Origin of the sequence: Bradyrhizobium canariense (assembly GCF_900105125.1) — a bacterium.
Classification (GTDB): Bacteria; Pseudomonadota; Alphaproteobacteria; order Rhizobiales; family Xanthobacteraceae; genus Bradyrhizobium; species Bradyrhizobium canariense_A.
The window spans coordinates 2,677,516-2,693,832 of sequence record NZ_LT629750.1 but is presented as its reverse complement, the minus strand read 5'-3'; the positions used below and the strand labels follow the sequence as shown (position 1 = coordinate 2,693,832).

Genomic DNA, 16,317 nt, shown 5'->3' with positions numbered 1-16,317 from the left:
TCGGGTAAATCGGCGCAAACGAATTGGCCCGTTGGAACGCCAGTCCCCCGCGGCTTCGCGGGGTCGGGGAATACTTAACTTATGATTGCACTGGTCCGCATCGCGCTGAGCCGGCCGTATACCTTTGTCGTGCTCGCGCTGCTTCTTTTGATCATCGGACCGCTGGCGGCGCTGCGCACGCCGACCGACATCTTTCCGGACATCCGCATCCCCGTCATCGGAGTGGTCTGGCAGTATACCGGCCTGCCGCCGGATCAGATGTCTGGCCGTATCACTTCGCCGTTCGAGCGGGCGCTGACGACGACGGTCAACGATATCGAGCACATCGTTGCCAATTCCTACAATGGCGTCGGCATCATCAAGATCTTCTTCCAGCCGAACGTGGATATCCGGACCGCCAATGCCCAGGTCACCGCGATTTCACAAACGCTGCTCAAGCAGATGCCGCCGGGCGCGACGCCGCCGCTGATCCTCAACTACAGTGCGTCGACGGTTCCGATCATCCAGGTCGCGCTGTCGGGTGAGGGCCTGACCGAACAGAACCTCGCCGATATCGGCATCAACCAGCTGCGGACGCCGCTGGTCACCGTGCCCGGAGCCGCGATTCCTTACCCATTCGGCGGCAAGCAGCGCCAGGTGCAGATCGACCTCAATCTGCCGGCGCTGCAGTCCCTTGGATTGTCCGGGCAGGACGTATCCAACGCCCTCGCAGCGCAGAACCTGATCACGCCGGTCGGTACGCAGAAGATCGGCGGATTTGAATACAACGTCCTGCTCAACAACTCGCCGCTCAAGATGGAAGACCTCGGCAATTTGCCGATCAAGGCCGTGAACGGTGCGATGGTTTACGTTCATGACGTCGCGACCGTGCGCGACGGCAACCCGCCGCAGACCAACATCGTTCACGTCGACGGTAACCGCTCGGTTCTGATGATGGTGCTGAAGGCCGGTTCGACCTCGACCCTGGACATCATCGCCGGCATCAAACGGAAGGTCATCGAGGTCAAGGATTCGCTTCCCGACGCGCTCAAGATCGGGTTCATCGGCGACCAGTCGCTGTTTGTGCGTGGCGCGATCACCGGCGTTGCCTATGAAGGCATCATCGCCGCCTTGCTGACCAGCGTCATGATCCTGCTGTTTCTCGGCAGCTGGCGCTCGACGATTATTATCGCCACCTCGATACCGCTGGCGGTGCTCGGCGCGATCGTAATGCTGTCGGCGATCGGTGAAACCCTCAACATCATGACACTGGGCGGGCTGGCGCTCGCGGTCGGCATCCTTGTCGACGACGCGACGGTGACGATCGAAAACATCAATTACCATCTGGAGCAGGGCAAGCCGGTCGAGCGCTCGATCATGGACGGCGCCAATCAGATCGTGACGCCGGCCTTTGTTTCGCTGCTCTGCATCTGCATCGTGTTCGTGCCGATGTTCTTCCTGCAGGGGGTTGCGCGCTTCCTGTTTGTGCCGATGGCCGAAGCCGTGATGTTCGCGATGATCTGGTCGTTCATCCTGTCGCGGACGCTGGTGCCGACCATGGCGAAATATCTGTTGCAACCGCACACGCATCTCGGCGAAGGCGAGGAGCGGCCACGGTCACGCAACCCGCTGGTCCGGTTTCAGCGCGCTTTCGAAACGCACTTCGAGCGCGTGCGCGGCGGCTATCGCGATTTGCTGTCGATGGCGATGCAACGGCGGCCGATTTTCGTGATCGGATTTCTCGGCTTCGTCGCCGTTTCATTCCTGCTGGTGCCGTTTCTCGGCAGGAATTTCTTTCCGTCGGTTGATGCAGGCTCGATCCTGATGCACGCGCGCGCCCAGATCGGCACCCGGGTCGAGGAAACCGCCAATCAATTTGCCGATGTTCAGAAGGCGATCCGCAAGATCATTCCGCCAGGGGAAATCGAAACGCTGGCCGACAACATCGGCATGCCGATCAGCGGCATCAACATGACCTATAACAATACCGGCGTGATCGGTCCGCAGGACGGCGATATCCAGATCAAGTTGAAAGAGGGCCACCGGCCGACCGAAGAATACGTTCAGGCCCTGCGCGAGCAGCTGCCGAACGCCTTTCCAGGCATGACGTTCGCGTTTCTGCCGGCCGACATCGTCAGCCAGATTCTCAATTTCGGCGCGCCGGCGCCGATCGACCTTCAGGTCCGTGGCGCCGATGTCAACGCGAGTTTCGCCTACGCCAACAAACTGCTCAGCCGGATTCGCCGGATACCTGGCGTTGCCGATGCGCGCATCCAGCAATCGCCCAACAATCCGACCCTCAACATCGATGTCGATCGGACTCGTGCGCAATATGTCGGCCTGACCGAGCGCGACGTCACCAACAGCCTGGTGGTCAACCTGGCGGGAAGCGCGCAGATCGCGCCGACCTACTACCTCAATCCGGACAACGGCGTGTCATATTCGATCGTCATGCAGACCCCGCAATACCAGATCGATTCATTGGGGGCGCTTCAGACATTGCCGATTACCGCTGGCAGCACGAACGCGCCGATCCTTGGCGGCATCGCCAACATCACGCGATCGACATCGAGCGCGGTTGTCTCTCAATACGACATCCAGCCGATGGTGCAGATCTACGCGACGCCGCAAGGGCGCGATCTCGGCGCGGTAGCCGCGGACATCAAGACCGCGATCGCCGATACCGCGCAGGACGTGCCCAAAGGCAGTTCGGTGGTTCTGCTCGGCCAGGTTCAGACCATGAACAGCGCGTTTTCCGGGCTGTTGTTCGGTCTATTGGCGGCCATCGTTCTGATCTATTTCCTGATCGTCGTGAACTTCCAGTCGTGGTCCGACCCGTTCGTGATCATCACGGCGCTGCCGGCGGCGCTGGCCGGCATTGTCTGGATGCTGTTCTCGACCCGGACCACGCTGTCGGTTCCGGCGCTGACTGGCGCGATTATGTGCATGGGCGTCGCGACCGCGAACAGCGTGCTGGTGATCAGCTTTGCCCGTGAACGCTACGAAGAAATCGGCGATCCCATTGCCGCGGCGATCGAGGCCGGGTTCGTGCGCTTTCGCCCGGTGCTGATGACGGCGCTCGCCATGATCATCGGTATGACGCCGATGGCGCTTGGCCTCGGCGAGGGCGGCGAACAGAACGCGCCGCTCGGGCGTGCGGTGATCGGGGGGCTGATCTTCGCCACCATCGCCACGCTGATGTTTGTTCCCGTGGTGTTTAGTATGGTACACAAAATGCAAGGCGCCAAAGCCGCCGCCTCACCGGAGAAACCACATGCCCACTGAACAACGCTCGCCGGTCTCCCGCCGGAAATTGGGCATTTTTGGGCTTTTGGCGGGCGTCGTGCTCGTCCTGGTCGTGGTGACCGGCATCCGGGCGCGCGAGGATTCGGATACGAAACTGCGCGAATGGACTGACACCCAGGCCGTTCCTTCGGTCGCAGTGGTGGTGCCGGACGCCAAGGTCCTCAACGCCACGCTCGATCTGCCCGGCAGGTTGGAGGCCTATTATCGCGCGCCGATCTTTGCCCGCGTCAGCGGCTACCTCAAGAGCTGGACCGCCGATATCGGGGCGAAGGTCAAGGCCGGGCAGGTGATTGCCGAAATCGAGGCACCGGACCTCGACCAGCAATTGCTGCAGGCACGCGCGGATCTGGCCAGCCAGCAGGCTAGCGCAAAACTGTCCGAAGCCACGTTGAACCGCCGGAAAACGCTGATCGCGTCGAATTTCGTGTCGATGCAGGAAATCGACGAGCGCACCGCCGACCTGTCCAACAAGAATGCTTCGGTCAATTCCAGCCAGGCCAATGTCGAGCGGCTCGAGGCGTTGGCTGGTTACAAGAAAATCACCGTACCGTTCGATGGCGTGGTGACCTCCCGCGACACCGACGTCGGCGCTCTGATCAATGCCGGCGGCGGCAGCGGCCCGGCGATGTTCGTGATTTCCGACATCAAGAAGCTGCGTGTCTACGTCAACGTGCCCCAGACTTACGTGCCGGCCATCAAGATTGGCGCCAAGGCCGTCATCTCAATGCCGGAGTACCCCAACCGCACATTCGCAGCGACCGTTGAAGCGTCCTCGCAATCCGTCGATGTCGGCTCCGGCACGACGCGGATGCAGCTTGGGCTGGACAATTCCGCTGGCGAGTTGATGCCCGGCGGCTATGCCAATGTGCGCTTAACCCTGGCGGGCGACACAGTGCCGCTGCACATTCCGGCAAGCGCGCTGATCTTCAACCAGAATGGCTTGCGGGTCGCGACGGTCGGATCGGACGACAAGGTACTGTTCAAGACCGTCACCATCGCCCGCGATCTCGGCCGCGATATCGAACTGGCATCGGGCATCTCTCCGGACGACCGCGTCATTGTCGCGCCGCCCGACGGCATCGCCGATGGAGATCAGGTCCGTGTTGTCGGCGTCGGCACCAAGGGCAAGCCCGAGAAGGTTTCGGAAAGGCCGGACGTGAAGGGGTAGAGAAACCCTCTCTCCCCATGTGCCCGGGCTGGTCCCGGGCGTTTACGTCTTCTCCCGGCCTTTAAGCCGTGGCTGGCCGGGACAAGCCCGGGATTAGGCTACCCGCCACTCCAGAACGCCATCGTCGGCGGTGACGATCATGCCGGTTGATCCCACCGGCGTTCGCTCCATGTTCAGAAGATGCGTCAGTGTCTGGTGATCCTTGGCGGGAACGCGGGCGAGTGCCCGGGCATTGTCCGACGTCCGCAACATCACGACGCCGCGCTCGACATCGCCGCTACGGCCGTAGATCACCGTGAAACTCTCGATCGAGCCCTGGCCTTTAGCTTCCGTCACGAATTCGGGCACCGCGCCGCGATTGCGGTCGGCCTCCGCCTGCACGCTGGTGTCCTGCGCCAGCGCGTCCTCGGGTGGCTGACGCGACAGCACCAGCGCGTGATGCTTGGTGACGAACCCGCCCTGGCCGTACAGCAGGCCAAGCTTCGCGCCGCCGCGCAATTTCCGCACCATCGCGCAGGCGGCGTGGGTCATGTAGGTGTTGAGCGGCGCGCCGAAAAACGTCAGCCCGCCGTTTACCGTCGGCTGCACATCGGCGCCGAGCCCCAGCGTTCGCCGCGCCATTTTCGGCACGCAGGGAAAGCAGCTATAGAGCTCGATCGCGTCGAACGCCTTGCCGCTGCCGCCGGCAAGATCCATCACCGCCTTGAGCACGGCATTCTGGGCGTGGCTCTCGAAGAACTGGTCGCGGATGAGATAGTCGCGCGGCTCTTCCGCCGATGCACCACCCCAGATGTGAATGAGGCGATCCTCGGCAATGCCGGCAGCCCGCGCTTTGGCGAGGCTGGTGATCAGGATCGCTGCGCCCATATTGACCATGGGATTGGCCACCATCAGTTTGGTATAGGGCCATGCGATCAGCCGGTTGTCAGGCGTCGGCGTCGTGATCTCCTCCGGCGTGAAGCGCCGCTTCAGCCACGAGTTCGGATTCTGCGACGCGACGTCTGAATAGGTCGACCATAAATTGCCGGATTCGGCCATCGCCTCGCGCGGGGTTTGTCCCCAATGCGCTGCCGACGCCGCTTCATAGAATGGATAGACCGTGATCGGCATGAACACGCCGAGCTTCACCGCCATTGGCTTCTGGAACGCGGCGCCGCGCTTTGGCTCCTCTGCGTCTTTGGCAAACGGTGTCCATGGCAGCGTGACACCGGCACGCTCGGCCTTGGTCGCCGTCGACTGCGCCTCGGCGCCGCACACCGCCGCGACACTGCATTCGCCGCGTGCGATGCGCTGCGCAGCCTCATGCAAATAGCGGATCGGACTTTCACCGCCGACCGGACCGTAATAGGCGTGCTTCGGCTTGATGCCGAGACGGTCGGAAAGCTGCTTTGCGGGATCGCGATAACGCCAGCTCAGGAAATTGACGATGTCGAGCGAGCCGATGTCGCCAAGCAATTTGCCGCCGCTGTCCTGTTCAGCGCGTCTGACCGCCTCTTCAAGTAGTGTGAGGGGTTCGAGGCCCGCGGCAATTTCCTTCGGACGATCGACGATTTCGCCGATACCGACGATGACGGGGATGCGGTCTTCTGATTGCGGGGCACTTGTCATTGCTTGCTTTCGTTCATTCCTCTTGGCCGTCATTCCGGGGCGATGCAGAGCATCGAACCCGGAATCTCGAGATTCCGGGTCTGGTGCTAACGCACCATCCCGGAATGACGGCGAATCATTCGCTTACAAGATTTTCGAGATGCTCGACCGCCTCGACAAAATCTTCCTTGAATTCCTGTACCACGGCGCTTGCGGATTTGACGCTGTCGATCAGGCCGACGCCCTGTCCGACGAAATAGCTGACGAGGTCGCGCGCCATGGCATTGCCTGATGCCACGGAGCGGTCGATGGAATTGAACGCGTCGCGGCTGATGATCGACTGCAATGGCATCGGCAGCGCGCCGGGGCTGTCAGGCCCACGGTCCCATGCGTCGGTCCAGACCGAGCGCAATTGCCGCGCCGGCTTGCCGGTGCGGCCCTTGGAGCGAATGGCGTCGCGCGACGAGGCGGCGATCATTTTCTCGCGAAAGGTTTCGGTGGTCTCGGATTCGACCGTGGCGAGCCAGACCGACCCGGTCCAGGCGCCGGCAGCGCCCATCGCCATGCACGCCGCCATCTGGCGTCCGGTCATGATGCCGCCTGCGGCCAGCACCGGCACGTCGCGGATCGGCTTGATCGCCTTGATCACTTCCGGCACCAGCACCATGGTCGAGACCTCGCCGCAATGGCCACCGGCTTCGGTGCCCTGCACCACGAGGATATCGACGCCGGCGGCGACCTGGCGCAGCGCATGCTCCTTGGCGCCGACCAGAGCTGCGACGGGCACGCCGTGTTTTTTGCCCATCTCGATCATCGCCTTCGGCGGCACGCCAAGCGCATTGGCAATCAGGCGGATCGGATGTCGGAACGATACGTCGAGAACTTCCAGTGCGCGCTGCGCGTCGAACGGCTGCGGCTGATTGTCAGCGACATTGGTCGTCGTCAGTTCGACGCCGTATTTTTTCAGCAGGTTGCGGGTGAAGTCGCGATGCTCCGTTGAGATGCGCGCTTCCAGGCTTTTCCAGGTGACGTCCTTTTCGCCTGCGGTCGAAATGTTCTCGGGGATCAGCACGTCGAGCCCATAGGGCTTGCCGTCGACATGATCGTCGATCCATTTCAGTTCCTGTTCGATGGTTTCAGGGGAGTGCGTGGTCGCGCCCAACACGCCGAAACCTCCGGCACGGCTGACGGCCGCAACCACGTCGCGGCAATGGCTAAAGGCCAGCAGCGGGAATTCAATTCCCAGCATTTCGCAGATCGGCGATTTCATGGTGGTGTCCACTCCCTGCGGCAGCTTTTGGTGCTGCTCGTTTTGGTTTTGGTAAGCCGCGTTTTTCCGACGCTAGCGCATGATGGGCGCTCGTGCCAAGCGGGCCGTTCCCTAGCGCGTTCCACGCCGCAGAATATGCGGCTCTCGAAGGGCACGTTTTGTCTCTTGCGCTTTCGCATCCACCGGAGAATGCTGTTCGTAACAAATACAGAATCTTAAGGGGAGTGCGATCGGATGTCCGCCTTGCAATCTGTTTCCGGCAAAAACCAGGACGCGGGCCTCAAGACCTACGATGTCGTTGTGGTCGGTGCGGGTTTTGGCGGAATGTATATGCTGCACAAGCTCCGCGGGCTCGGATTGTCGGTCCGGGTCTACGAGCAGGGCGATGGCGTCGGCGGCACCTGGTACTGGAATCGTTATCCGGGCGCCCGCTGCGATGTCGAGAGCATGCAATATTCCTATTCGTTCTCGGACGAGTTGCAGCAGGAATGGGACTGGAGCGAGCGCTACGCGCCGCAGCCGGAGATTTTGAAATACGCCAACCACGTTGCCGACCGCTTCAACCTGCGGCCGGATATCCAGTTCAATACCCGGGTCGATCAGGCCGTGTTCGACGAGGATGCCAACACGTGGTCGGTGGTCACATCCGATGGCAAGACCATGGCCGCGACCCATGTCGTGCTCGCCACCGGCTGCCTGTCGAACGCGCGGATGCCGGATATCAAGGGGCTTTCGAGCTTCAAGGGCCAAGTCTATCACACCGGTCATTGGCCGCATGAGCCGGTGGATTTTACCGGCCAGCGCGTCGGCGTGATCGGTACGGGATCCTCGGCGATCCAGTCGGTGCCGGTCATCGCCGCGCAGGCGAGCCATCTGACCGTGTTCCAGCGCACCGCTAATTTCAGCATCCCCGCACGCAATGCGCCGTTGACGCCGGAAGAGCGCAACGCGTTCCGCTCCAACTATCCGGAAATCCGGCGCAAGGCCCGCGAAGAGATGCGAAATGGTATCTTTCAGGAACTGCCCGACCGCGGTGCGCTCGACGACGGCGAGAACGAGCGCCGCGCCAGATATGAAACGCGCTGGGAGCGCGGCGGGCTCACCTTCACGGCAACCTACAACAACATCGCGCTCGACAAGGCGGCCAATGACACCGCCGCCGATTTCGTCCGCGACAAGATCGCCGAGATCGTCAGGGATCCGCAAACCGCAAAGCTCTTGCAACCCAACGATCATCCGATCGGATCAAAACGCATCTGCGTCGATACCGATTATTACGCAACCTTCAATCGTCCGAACGTGACGCTGGTCGATATCAAATCCGGTGGCATCGAGGAGATACGGCCCAGCGCCGTGCGCGCCGCCGGCAAGGATTACGAGATCGATGCCCTGGTGCTTGCGACCGGCTTCGATGCGATGACGGGCTCCGTCGCCAAGATCGATATTGTTGGCCGCAACGGACGGACGCTCAACCAGAAATGGGCTGAGGGACCGCGGACCTATCTCGGCCTGATGACCGAGGGTTTTCCCAATCTGTTTATCATCACCGGTCCGGGCAGTCCGTCGGTGCTGAGCAACATGATCGTTTCGATCGAGCAGCACGTCGACTGGATCACTGATTGCGTTGCCTACATGCGCGACCGCGGCTTTGACGCGATCGAAGCGAAGAAGGAGGCCGAGGACAAGTGGGTGGCGCACGTCAACGAGGTGGCCTACACCACGCTCTATCCGCAGGCCAACTCCTGGTACATGGGCGCCAACATCCCGGGCAAGCCGAGGATTTTCATGCCCTACATCGGCGGCGTCGGAGCTTATCGTCAGATCTGTAACGACGTGGCCGCGAAGGGTTATGAGGGGTTTGCGATGGTGAGCGCGGAACAGCCGCAGAAAATGGCCGCGTCCTCCTGAGAGTCGTGCGGCGTTTGTTCCTGGTTCGTCATGCCCGCGCTAGTCGCGGGCATCCACGTCTTGGTTTCGTATAATCAAAGAAGACGTGGATAGCCGGGACAAGCCCGGCCATGACGAAATGCGGCGAGGGTCCGTGAAAAAGCCGGCTGCCAGGCTGCCGCTGTTAGCGCTTTAGCCGACGAATTAACCCCGCAACCGCTCGGTCAACACCGCGACAAAGCGGTCGGCGTCCGCCTCGTCGTTAAAAACGTGAGGTGAGATGCGCATGCGGCCGAGACGCGCCGCGACGTAGACGCCTTCGGTGGCGAGTCCCTCGACGAGGCCTGTCGGCATCCCATCCTTGAAATCGAGGCTCAGTATATGCGGCGCGCGGACGCGGTCCTCCGGCACGCGGACACTGAGCCCGCGCACGCCTTCCGCGATCCGTTCTGTCAGCATCAGGAGACGTTGCGCGACGGCCGCCGCGCCCCATTCAGCCATCATTTCTATTCCGATCGAGGCCATCTCCATCGAAATGAAATGGTCGCGCTCGCCCATGTCGAAGCGCCGTGCATCGGCAACGTAACGCAGATCCGTGAAATAGACCTCATTCTCGGCGCGCACGTTGCGGCGGCCGAACGAGGTCTGCTCAAGCGGGATACCGCCCTGATGGCGCTTGGCGACATAGAGAAAGGCTCTGCCGTAGGGCCCGAGCAGCCACTTGTAGGTCGGGAAAATCACAAAATCCGGATCGAGCCGCCGCACGTCCATCGCCAGCACGCCGGCGCTGTGCGTCGCGTCGATCAGGAAGGTGGCCCCTCGTTGCCGGAGTGCTGCGCCCACTTTTTCGATGTCGATCAGCCCACCATCGGACCAGTGCACCGATGAAATCGAGGCGAGGCTAACCGGCGGTGCACCTGATCGTTCGATCGCCGCGAGCACGGCGGACGTCCAGTCGCCGTCATCCGGCCGGCGGATCGTCTCGATGCCGAAGCCCTGCGCATGGGCTCGCGTTTGCCATTCCAGCACGGGCGAGGAATGATCGTCTTCCAGAATGATGACGCGGGTGCCGCGGTCGATCGTCAGAACCTTTGCTGCCGTCGCAATGCCATAGCTGATCGAGGGGATGAGCGCGATGTCGGCGGGATCGGCATTGATCAAGCGGGCAGCAGCGGCCCGCGCGCGTTCGTGCTGGTCGTTTGCGAACGCGGCGTCGAGCGTCCAGGGTGTTCCTTTGCGCTTGACCGCAACGCGGGCGGCTTCCTGAGTTCGGAGCGGCAGCGGGCCGTAGGAGGCCGAATTCAAGTAGCAGATATGGCGCGGTATCTCGAACAGGGCGCGCTGCGACGCAAGCATTTGGAGGTTCTCTTTGTTGGGGTATCTCTAGCGTGGGCCATCTCGGTCGCGCCAGCCAGATGGCCGCCGGCCGCGCGGGATATCAGAGCGTAACCCGCCATTCACCAGCGATAAAGAGGCGGCCATGCCGGAGCTTGTCGACGAGCAGCGCTTTGCGCTGGCCTGTTGACTTGCGACGATGGGACCCAATCAAAACGCCGTGTAGCCACCATCAATCACAAAGCAATCGGCGGTGTGGTAGGACGACGCCTTGCTCATGAGGTAAACGGCGATGCCGCCGAAATCGGAGGGCTCGCCGAACCGCCGCGCCGGAATCCGCGGCATCACATTGGCCACGAATTTTTCGTTGGCCATGATACCAGCGGTCATCTCGCTCTTGATCCAGCCGGGCAGGATGGCATTCGCGGTGACACCTTGACGCGCCAGCTCGACGCCGAGCGCGCGCACCAGCGCGTTGATGGCGGCTTTGGTGCCGGCATAGTGCTCGTTGCGCGCGGTACCGAACAGCGAGGCCAGGCTTGAGGTTGCGACCAGCCGGCCAAAGGCATCGCCGGCTTCGGCTCGCTCGGTCATGTGGCGCGCCGCGACCTGGAACACATGGAACACGCCGTCGAGGTTGGTTGCGAACATCTTGCGCCATTCCTCTTCGGTCCGGTCGATGAACGCGCGTCGTCCGCCGCCGCCGATGCCGGCGTTCGCAAAGCAACCGTCGACCCGGCCGAACCTGTCCAGTGTCGCTTTCATGGCTTCCTTGACCGAGGCGGGATCGCTGACATCGCAGATTCGGGTGTCGACCTCGCCGGGGCTGGATGCCATGGTCGCGGCGGCGCTCTTGTTCTTTTCGGCGTTGCGGCCCCAGATCGAAACATTACATCCGGCAGCGGCGAGCGCCTGCGTAATGCCAAGGCCGATGCCGCCATTGCCGCCGGTGATGATGGCCACGCGGCCGGATAGATCGAAGATGCTCATCAGCATTTCCTTTGGCTGTTTCCACTTTGTTTGGCCTGCGCCTGATGGCAGGGCAGATGTTCGACGCCAACCATGGACAAGCCCGCCCAGAAAATCAAATATGGCTTCGAGAGTTCAAAAATTGACCCACCGCGTCGCCCACGACGCGGGTCATAACGGATGAGGAAACCATGCAGTTCAAGCACGTGACGCTGGAGTTCGATGGCTCGGTTGCCGTTCTCAAGCTCGACCATCAGGAAGTCATGAACGCAGTCTCGATCGATATGCTGGGCGGCCTTGCCGAGGCGCTCGATGCGATCGACGACAAGAGGGCGGAAGTGCGCTGTCTGGTGATATCAGGCGCCGGCCGCGCGTTCTGCACCGGCGCCAACCTTCAGGGCCGCAACAACCAGAAGCCGGGCCGGAGCAACGCCGGTGCTGCGCTGGAAACCGCATTCCATCCGTTCCTGCGGCGTCTGCGCAACCTGCATTGCCCGATCGTTACCGCAGTCAATGGACCTGCCGCCGGCGCCGGCATGAGCTTTGCGCTGATGGGCGACATGATCCTGTGCGCGCGTTCGTCTTACTTCCTGCAGGCGTTTCGCCGCATCGGTCTGGTGCCTGATTGCGGATCGACCTGGCTGCTGCCACGGCTGATCGGCAAGGCGCGATCAGTCGAGTTGTCGCTGATGGGCGAGCGGCTTCCGGCAGAGAAGGCGCTGGAGTGGGGATTGGTCAATCGGGTTTACGACGATGCGGTGCTGATGGACGAGGCCATGAAGCTTGCGCACGAACTCGCAAACGGTCCGACCGTGGCGCTGTCGCTGATCCGCAAGCTGTATTGGGATAGCCCGGACAATTCGTTTGAGGATCAATTGAATCTGGAATTCGAGTCGCAGCGGAACGCGGGCGCGACGGAAGACTTCAAGGAGGGCGTCACCGCGTTCCTCGAGAAGCGGCCGGCGAAGTTCAGGGGCAAATGATGGAGGCGGAGCTCGGACGCTGCGTCGCCGCCTGGTGTGCAGGTGCGACCGGCGTGACTGGCGCTGCAAAACTCTCCGGCGGCGCCAGCCAGGAAACCTGGTCGTTCGATATCGTCCATCCCGGGGGCAATATCGGCGCGATCCTGCGTCGCTCACCAAAGGGTTATGGCGCCGCGCCGACAAGGGCCGCCGGGCTTGATGTCGAGGCAACGCTGATGCAGCTCGCGCATGATGCGGGGTTGCCGTCACCACGGGTCTTGTACGTGCTCCAGCCGCAGGACGAACTCGGCACCGGCTTCATCATGCAGCGGATCGAGGGCGAGACCATCGCGCGCAAGGTTCTGCGTGACGAACAGTTTGCGAACGCGCGCCCGATGCTGGCGCGCCAGCTCGGCAAGGTCGCGGCTGGCATTCACGGTTTGGCGTTGACGCGACTTCCCGAGTTGCGCGAGATGACGGCGACCAAAGAGATCGCCGATCTCGAGCGGGAGTACCGAAGTTTCGGCTGGCCCCGTCCGGTATTCGAACTGGCGTTGCGCTGGCTGCGCGACCACGATCCCGGTCCGTCCGACGAAATGACGCTGGTGCATGGCGATTTCCGCCACGGCAATTTCGTCATCGGTCCGGACGGCGTGCGCGCGGTGCTGGACTGGGAGCTCGCCCATCTCGGCGATCCCATGGAAGATCTGGGATGGATCTGCGTCAATTCATGGCGCTTTGGCGAGATCGACAAGCCGGTTGGCGGTTTCGGGTCGCGCGAGGAGCTGTTCGCCGGATATGAGCAGGCCGGCCGTCGTGTCGATCCCAACCGCGTCATGTTCTGGGAAGTGATGGGCACGCTGCGCTGGGGAGTGATGTGCTGCGGCATGATGCAGCGTTTTCGCAGCGGCCCCGACCACTCGATGGAGCGCGCCATGATCGGCCGCCGCTCGTCGGAGACCGAGATCGATCTGTTGCGGCTTCTGGCACCACGGTCATGATCCCAACCCGAAGGGCCGCGTTAGCGCAAAGCGGGAACTGGTTTTCGGGTTGGATCATGCCGAAAATAATGAGCAAGTAAGATGCAGGACGAACCGACATCCACCGAATTAACCGAAGCAGTCGCGGATTTCCTGCGCAACGAGATCGCGCCTGTTATCAAGGGACACAACGCGTTCAAGCTTCGTGTCGCGATCAATGCGCTCGATCTGGTCACGCGTCAGCTAACGCTGGAGCAGGGGAGCGATGCCGCGGAAACCGCCCGGCTGATGCAATTGCTGGGTACGCAGGGTTCGCTTAGCGAACTCAATCATGCGCTCGCCGACCGGATCGCGAGCGGCGAGGTCGACCTGCAGACGCCCGGACTGGCCGAGCATCTCTGGCAGACCACGATGGACAAGCTTGCGGTCGATCAGCCGAACTATGGGTCGTACAAGAGAGAATTGGGGAGCCAAGGAGGCTAATTCGTCATTGCGAGGAGCGCAGCGACGAAGCAATCCAGTTCCGGATGTCACCACTGGATTGCTTCGCTCCGCTCGCAATGACGATCCCAACTACTTCCCCAGCCACTTCGGCGCGCGCTTTTCCGAAAACGCTCTCGGCCCCTCGATATAGTCCTGCGACGCCGCCATCGCCTTCACGGCCGGATATTCGCGCTGCTCGGTGATGGCTTGTTCGAGCGATACCGCAAGGCCCTTTTGAATGGCCTGCTTGGAAGCGCGGATCGACATCGGGCTGTTCTTGCAGATCGTCTCCGCCCAGCGTTCTGCCCCCGCCAGTGCCTCGCCCTGCGGCACCACCTCGTTGACGAAACCGAGTTCGTGACCTTCACGGGCAGAGACGTGACGCGCGGTCAGGATCATGCCCATGGCCCGCTTGAGTCCGATCTGCCGCGGCAGCCGCTGCAACCCGCCGGCCAGTGCGGCGAGGCCGACGCGCGGCTCCGGCAGCGCGAAGGTCGCATTCTCGGAGGCGATGATGAGGTCGCACGCCAGCGCAATTTCAAAGCCGCCGCCCATGGCAACACCGTTGACGGCGGCGATGATCGGCTTGTCGCAGTCGAACCGCGAGGTCAGCCCGGCAAATCCGCCCTTGTCCCAGCCGCGTTTTCCCCCGGCCGCCTGCCATTTCAGGTCGTTGCCGGCGCAGAACGCCTTGTCGCCGGCGCCGGTGACGATCGCGACCCATTGCTCCGGGTCGGCGGAGAAATCGTCGAACACCTTGTTGAGTTCGAAATGCGCATCGATGTGCAGTGCGTTGTACACTTCCGGGCGCGACAGCGTCACGATCGTGATCGGGCCCTTGCGCGTGACCTTGGAAAATTTCAGATCCATGTTTTCTCCCGTCGTTTTTTCTATGGCGTGGAATTTTCATCCCGATATTAGCGTGCCCTTGGCCTGCCGCGCCATCCAATTACGCGGGTAGGCTGCGCACCACAAGCCGCATCGCGTTGCTTGACTTAAGTCGTATCTTCTCACCTTAATCGAGCAGGCTGAGCCCATAGGCGTGGTTCGCCGATAACGACAAAAAACGACGTTTGCGGGAGGGATTGCCTTGGATTTTGCATTGCCGGTCGACCTTGTCGCCTATCTCGACGAACTCGATCGCTTCATTGCGCGCGAGATCAAGCCGCTCGAACAAGCCGACGACAATATCCGTTTCTTCGATCATCGCCGCGAATGGGCGCGCACGGATTTTGACAAGGGCGGATTGCCTCGGCATGAATGGGAAGCGCTGCTGCGGAAGGCAAAAAATATTGCCGATGCCGCGGGGCACCTGCGCTTTGCGATCCCGAAACGCTACGGCGGCAAGGATGGTTCCAATCTCTGGATGGCCGTGATCCGCGAGCATTTCGCATCCAAGGGGCTTGGCCTGCACAACGACCTTCAGAACGAGCACTCGATCGTCGGCAATCTGCCCATCGTGACGATGCTCGACCGCTACGGCACCGACGAACAGAAGGCGATGGTTGAGGGGTCGATCACAGGAAAATACCGCATCACGTTTGGCCTGACCGAGCCCGAGCACGGCTCCGACGCGACCCATATGGAGACCAAGGCGATCCCGGCGACGCGCGACAACGTCAAGGGCTGGGTCATCAACGGCGAAAAGATGTGGACCACCGGCATGCACGTCGCCACCCATTGTGCGCTGTTTGCCCGGACCTCCGGCAATGACGGCGATGCGCGCGGCATCACCTGTTTTCTCGTACCGGCCAAGAGCGAGGGCGTGAAGGTCGAAGAGTATATGTGGACCTTCAATATGCCGACCGATCATCCGCGGGTCAGCTTCACGGATGTATTCGTGCCGGAAGATGCCCTGTTCGGTGAGGTCGGCCGTGGCTTGTCGTTGGCGCAATGTTTCGTGCACGAGAACCGGATCCGGCAGGCCGCGAGTTCGCTTGGCGCCGCCGTATACTGCATCGACGAAAGCGTGAAATACGCGCGCGAGCGCAAGCCGTTCGGCAAGGCGTTGGCCGAGAACCAGGCAATCCAGTGGCCGCTCGTTGAGCTCGCGACACAAGCGGAGATGCTGCGGCTGTTGATCCGCAAGACCGCGTGGGAAATGGATCAGCTCACCCAGGCGCAGGTCGAGCACACGCTCTCCGACAAGGTCTCGATGTGCAATTACTGGGCGAACCGGCTGTGTTGTGAAGCCGCCGACCGCGCCATGCAGGTCCATGGCGGCATGGGCTACTCACGCCACAAGCCGTTCGAGCACATCTACCGCCATCACCGCCGCTACCGCATCACCGAGGGCAGCGAGGAAATCCAGAAGCGCAAGGTTGCGGGATTTTTGTTCGGCTATATGGGGGCAGGGAAGCATTGAGGGGGACGGCTCCAAACCGTCATGGC

12 protein-coding genes are annotated in these 16,317 nt (G+C 62.0%); 7 read left to right on the top strand and 5 right to left on the bottom strand.

Features of this window, described 5'->3' with window-relative positions; all coding sequences use genetic code 11:
- Positions 1-81: 81 nt before the first annotated feature.
- Positions 82-3,264, top strand: coding sequence for an efflux RND transporter permease subunit (locus BLV09_RS12855; RefSeq protein ID WP_146687564.1), 3,183 nt, complete (start codon positions 82-84; stop codon positions 3,262-3,264).
- Positions 3,254-4,453, top strand: a complete 1,200-nt coding sequence (locus BLV09_RS12850; protein ID WP_146687563.1) for an efflux RND transporter periplasmic adaptor subunit — start codon at positions 3,254-3,256, stop codon at positions 4,451-4,453. The genes BLV09_RS12855 and BLV09_RS12850 overlap by 11 nt, the downstream gene beginning before the upstream one ends.
- A 93-nt stretch (positions 4,454-4,546) precedes the next feature.
- Here BLV09_RS12850 and BLV09_RS12845 read toward each other — a convergent pair whose 3' ends face one another.
- Together BLV09_RS12845 and BLV09_RS12840 are read right to left on the bottom strand one after the other, a co-directional pair.
- Positions 4,547-6,061, bottom strand: coding sequence for an acetyl-CoA acetyltransferase (locus BLV09_RS12845; protein WP_146687562.1), 1,515 nt, complete (start codon positions 6,059-6,061; stop codon positions 4,547-4,549).
- Between the two features lie 115 nt (positions 6,062-6,176).
- Positions 6,177-7,310 (bottom strand): nitronate monooxygenase, encoded by a 1,134-nt coding sequence (locus tag BLV09_RS12840; protein WP_146687561.1) that lies wholly within the window; start codon positions 7,308-7,310, stop codon positions 6,177-6,179.
- Between the two features lie 234 nt (positions 7,311-7,544).
- On the opposite strand from BLV09_RS12840, the gene BLV09_RS12835 reads away from it, so the two are divergent.
- Positions 7,545-9,218 carry a flavin-containing monooxygenase gene (locus BLV09_RS12835; RefSeq protein WP_146687560.1) on the top strand — a complete coding sequence of 558 codons (1,674 nt, stop codon included), beginning with the start codon at positions 7,545-7,547 and terminating at the stop codon, positions 9,216-9,218.
- Positions 9,219-9,401: 183 nt separating this feature from the next.
- Here the strand turns inward: BLV09_RS12835 and BLV09_RS12830 are convergent, their stop codons facing one another.
- Complete coding sequence (locus BLV09_RS12830) at positions 9,402-10,553, bottom strand: aminotransferase class V-fold PLP-dependent enzyme (RefSeq protein WP_146687559.1); 1,152 nt, start codon at positions 10,551-10,553, stop codon at positions 9,402-9,404.
- A gap of 189 nt (positions 10,554-10,742) precedes the next feature.
- Positions 10,743-11,522, bottom strand: coding sequence for an SDR family NAD(P)-dependent oxidoreductase (locus BLV09_RS12825; protein ID WP_100386726.1), 780 nt, complete (start codon positions 11,520-11,522; stop codon positions 10,743-10,745).
- Positions 11,523-11,692: 170 nt separating this feature from the next.
- Between BLV09_RS12825 and BLV09_RS12820 the strand changes: the two genes are divergently transcribed.
- The 3 genes from BLV09_RS12820 to BLV09_RS12810 all read left to right on the top strand — a co-directional run bounded on the left by BLV09_RS12820 (position 11,693) and on the right by BLV09_RS12810 (position 13,926).
- Positions 11,693-12,484, top strand: a complete 792-nt coding sequence (locus BLV09_RS12820) for an enoyl-CoA hydratase/isomerase (protein WP_146687558.1) — start codon at positions 11,693-11,695, stop codon at positions 12,482-12,484.
- Entirely contained in the window at positions 12,481-13,464 is a 984-nt protein-coding gene (locus tag BLV09_RS12815; RefSeq protein WP_146687557.1) for a phosphotransferase family protein, read from the top strand. The genes BLV09_RS12820 and BLV09_RS12815 overlap by 4 nt, the downstream gene beginning before the upstream one ends.
- An 81-nt stretch (positions 13,465-13,545) precedes the next feature.
- Positions 13,546-13,926 (top strand): DUF6285 domain-containing protein, encoded by a 381-nt coding sequence (locus BLV09_RS12810; RefSeq protein WP_146687556.1) that lies wholly within the window; start codon positions 13,546-13,548, stop codon positions 13,924-13,926.
- Positions 13,927-14,016: 90 nt separating this feature from the next.
- Here BLV09_RS12810 and BLV09_RS12805 read toward each other — a convergent pair whose 3' ends face one another.
- On the bottom strand, positions 14,017-14,796 hold the full coding sequence (locus BLV09_RS12805; protein ID WP_146687555.1) for an enoyl-CoA hydratase-related protein: 780 nt from the start codon (positions 14,794-14,796) through the stop codon (positions 14,017-14,019).
- Between the two features lie 220 nt (positions 14,797-15,016).
- Here BLV09_RS12805 and BLV09_RS12800 point away from each other — a divergent pair, with 220 nt between their 5' ends.
- The gene (locus tag BLV09_RS12800; RefSeq protein WP_146687552.1) at positions 15,017-16,291 is read left to right on the top strand and encodes an acyl-CoA dehydrogenase family protein; all 1,275 of its coding nucleotides are present in this window, start codon (positions 15,017-15,019) and stop codon (positions 16,289-16,291) included.
- Positions 16,292-16,317 lie beyond the last annotated feature (26 nt).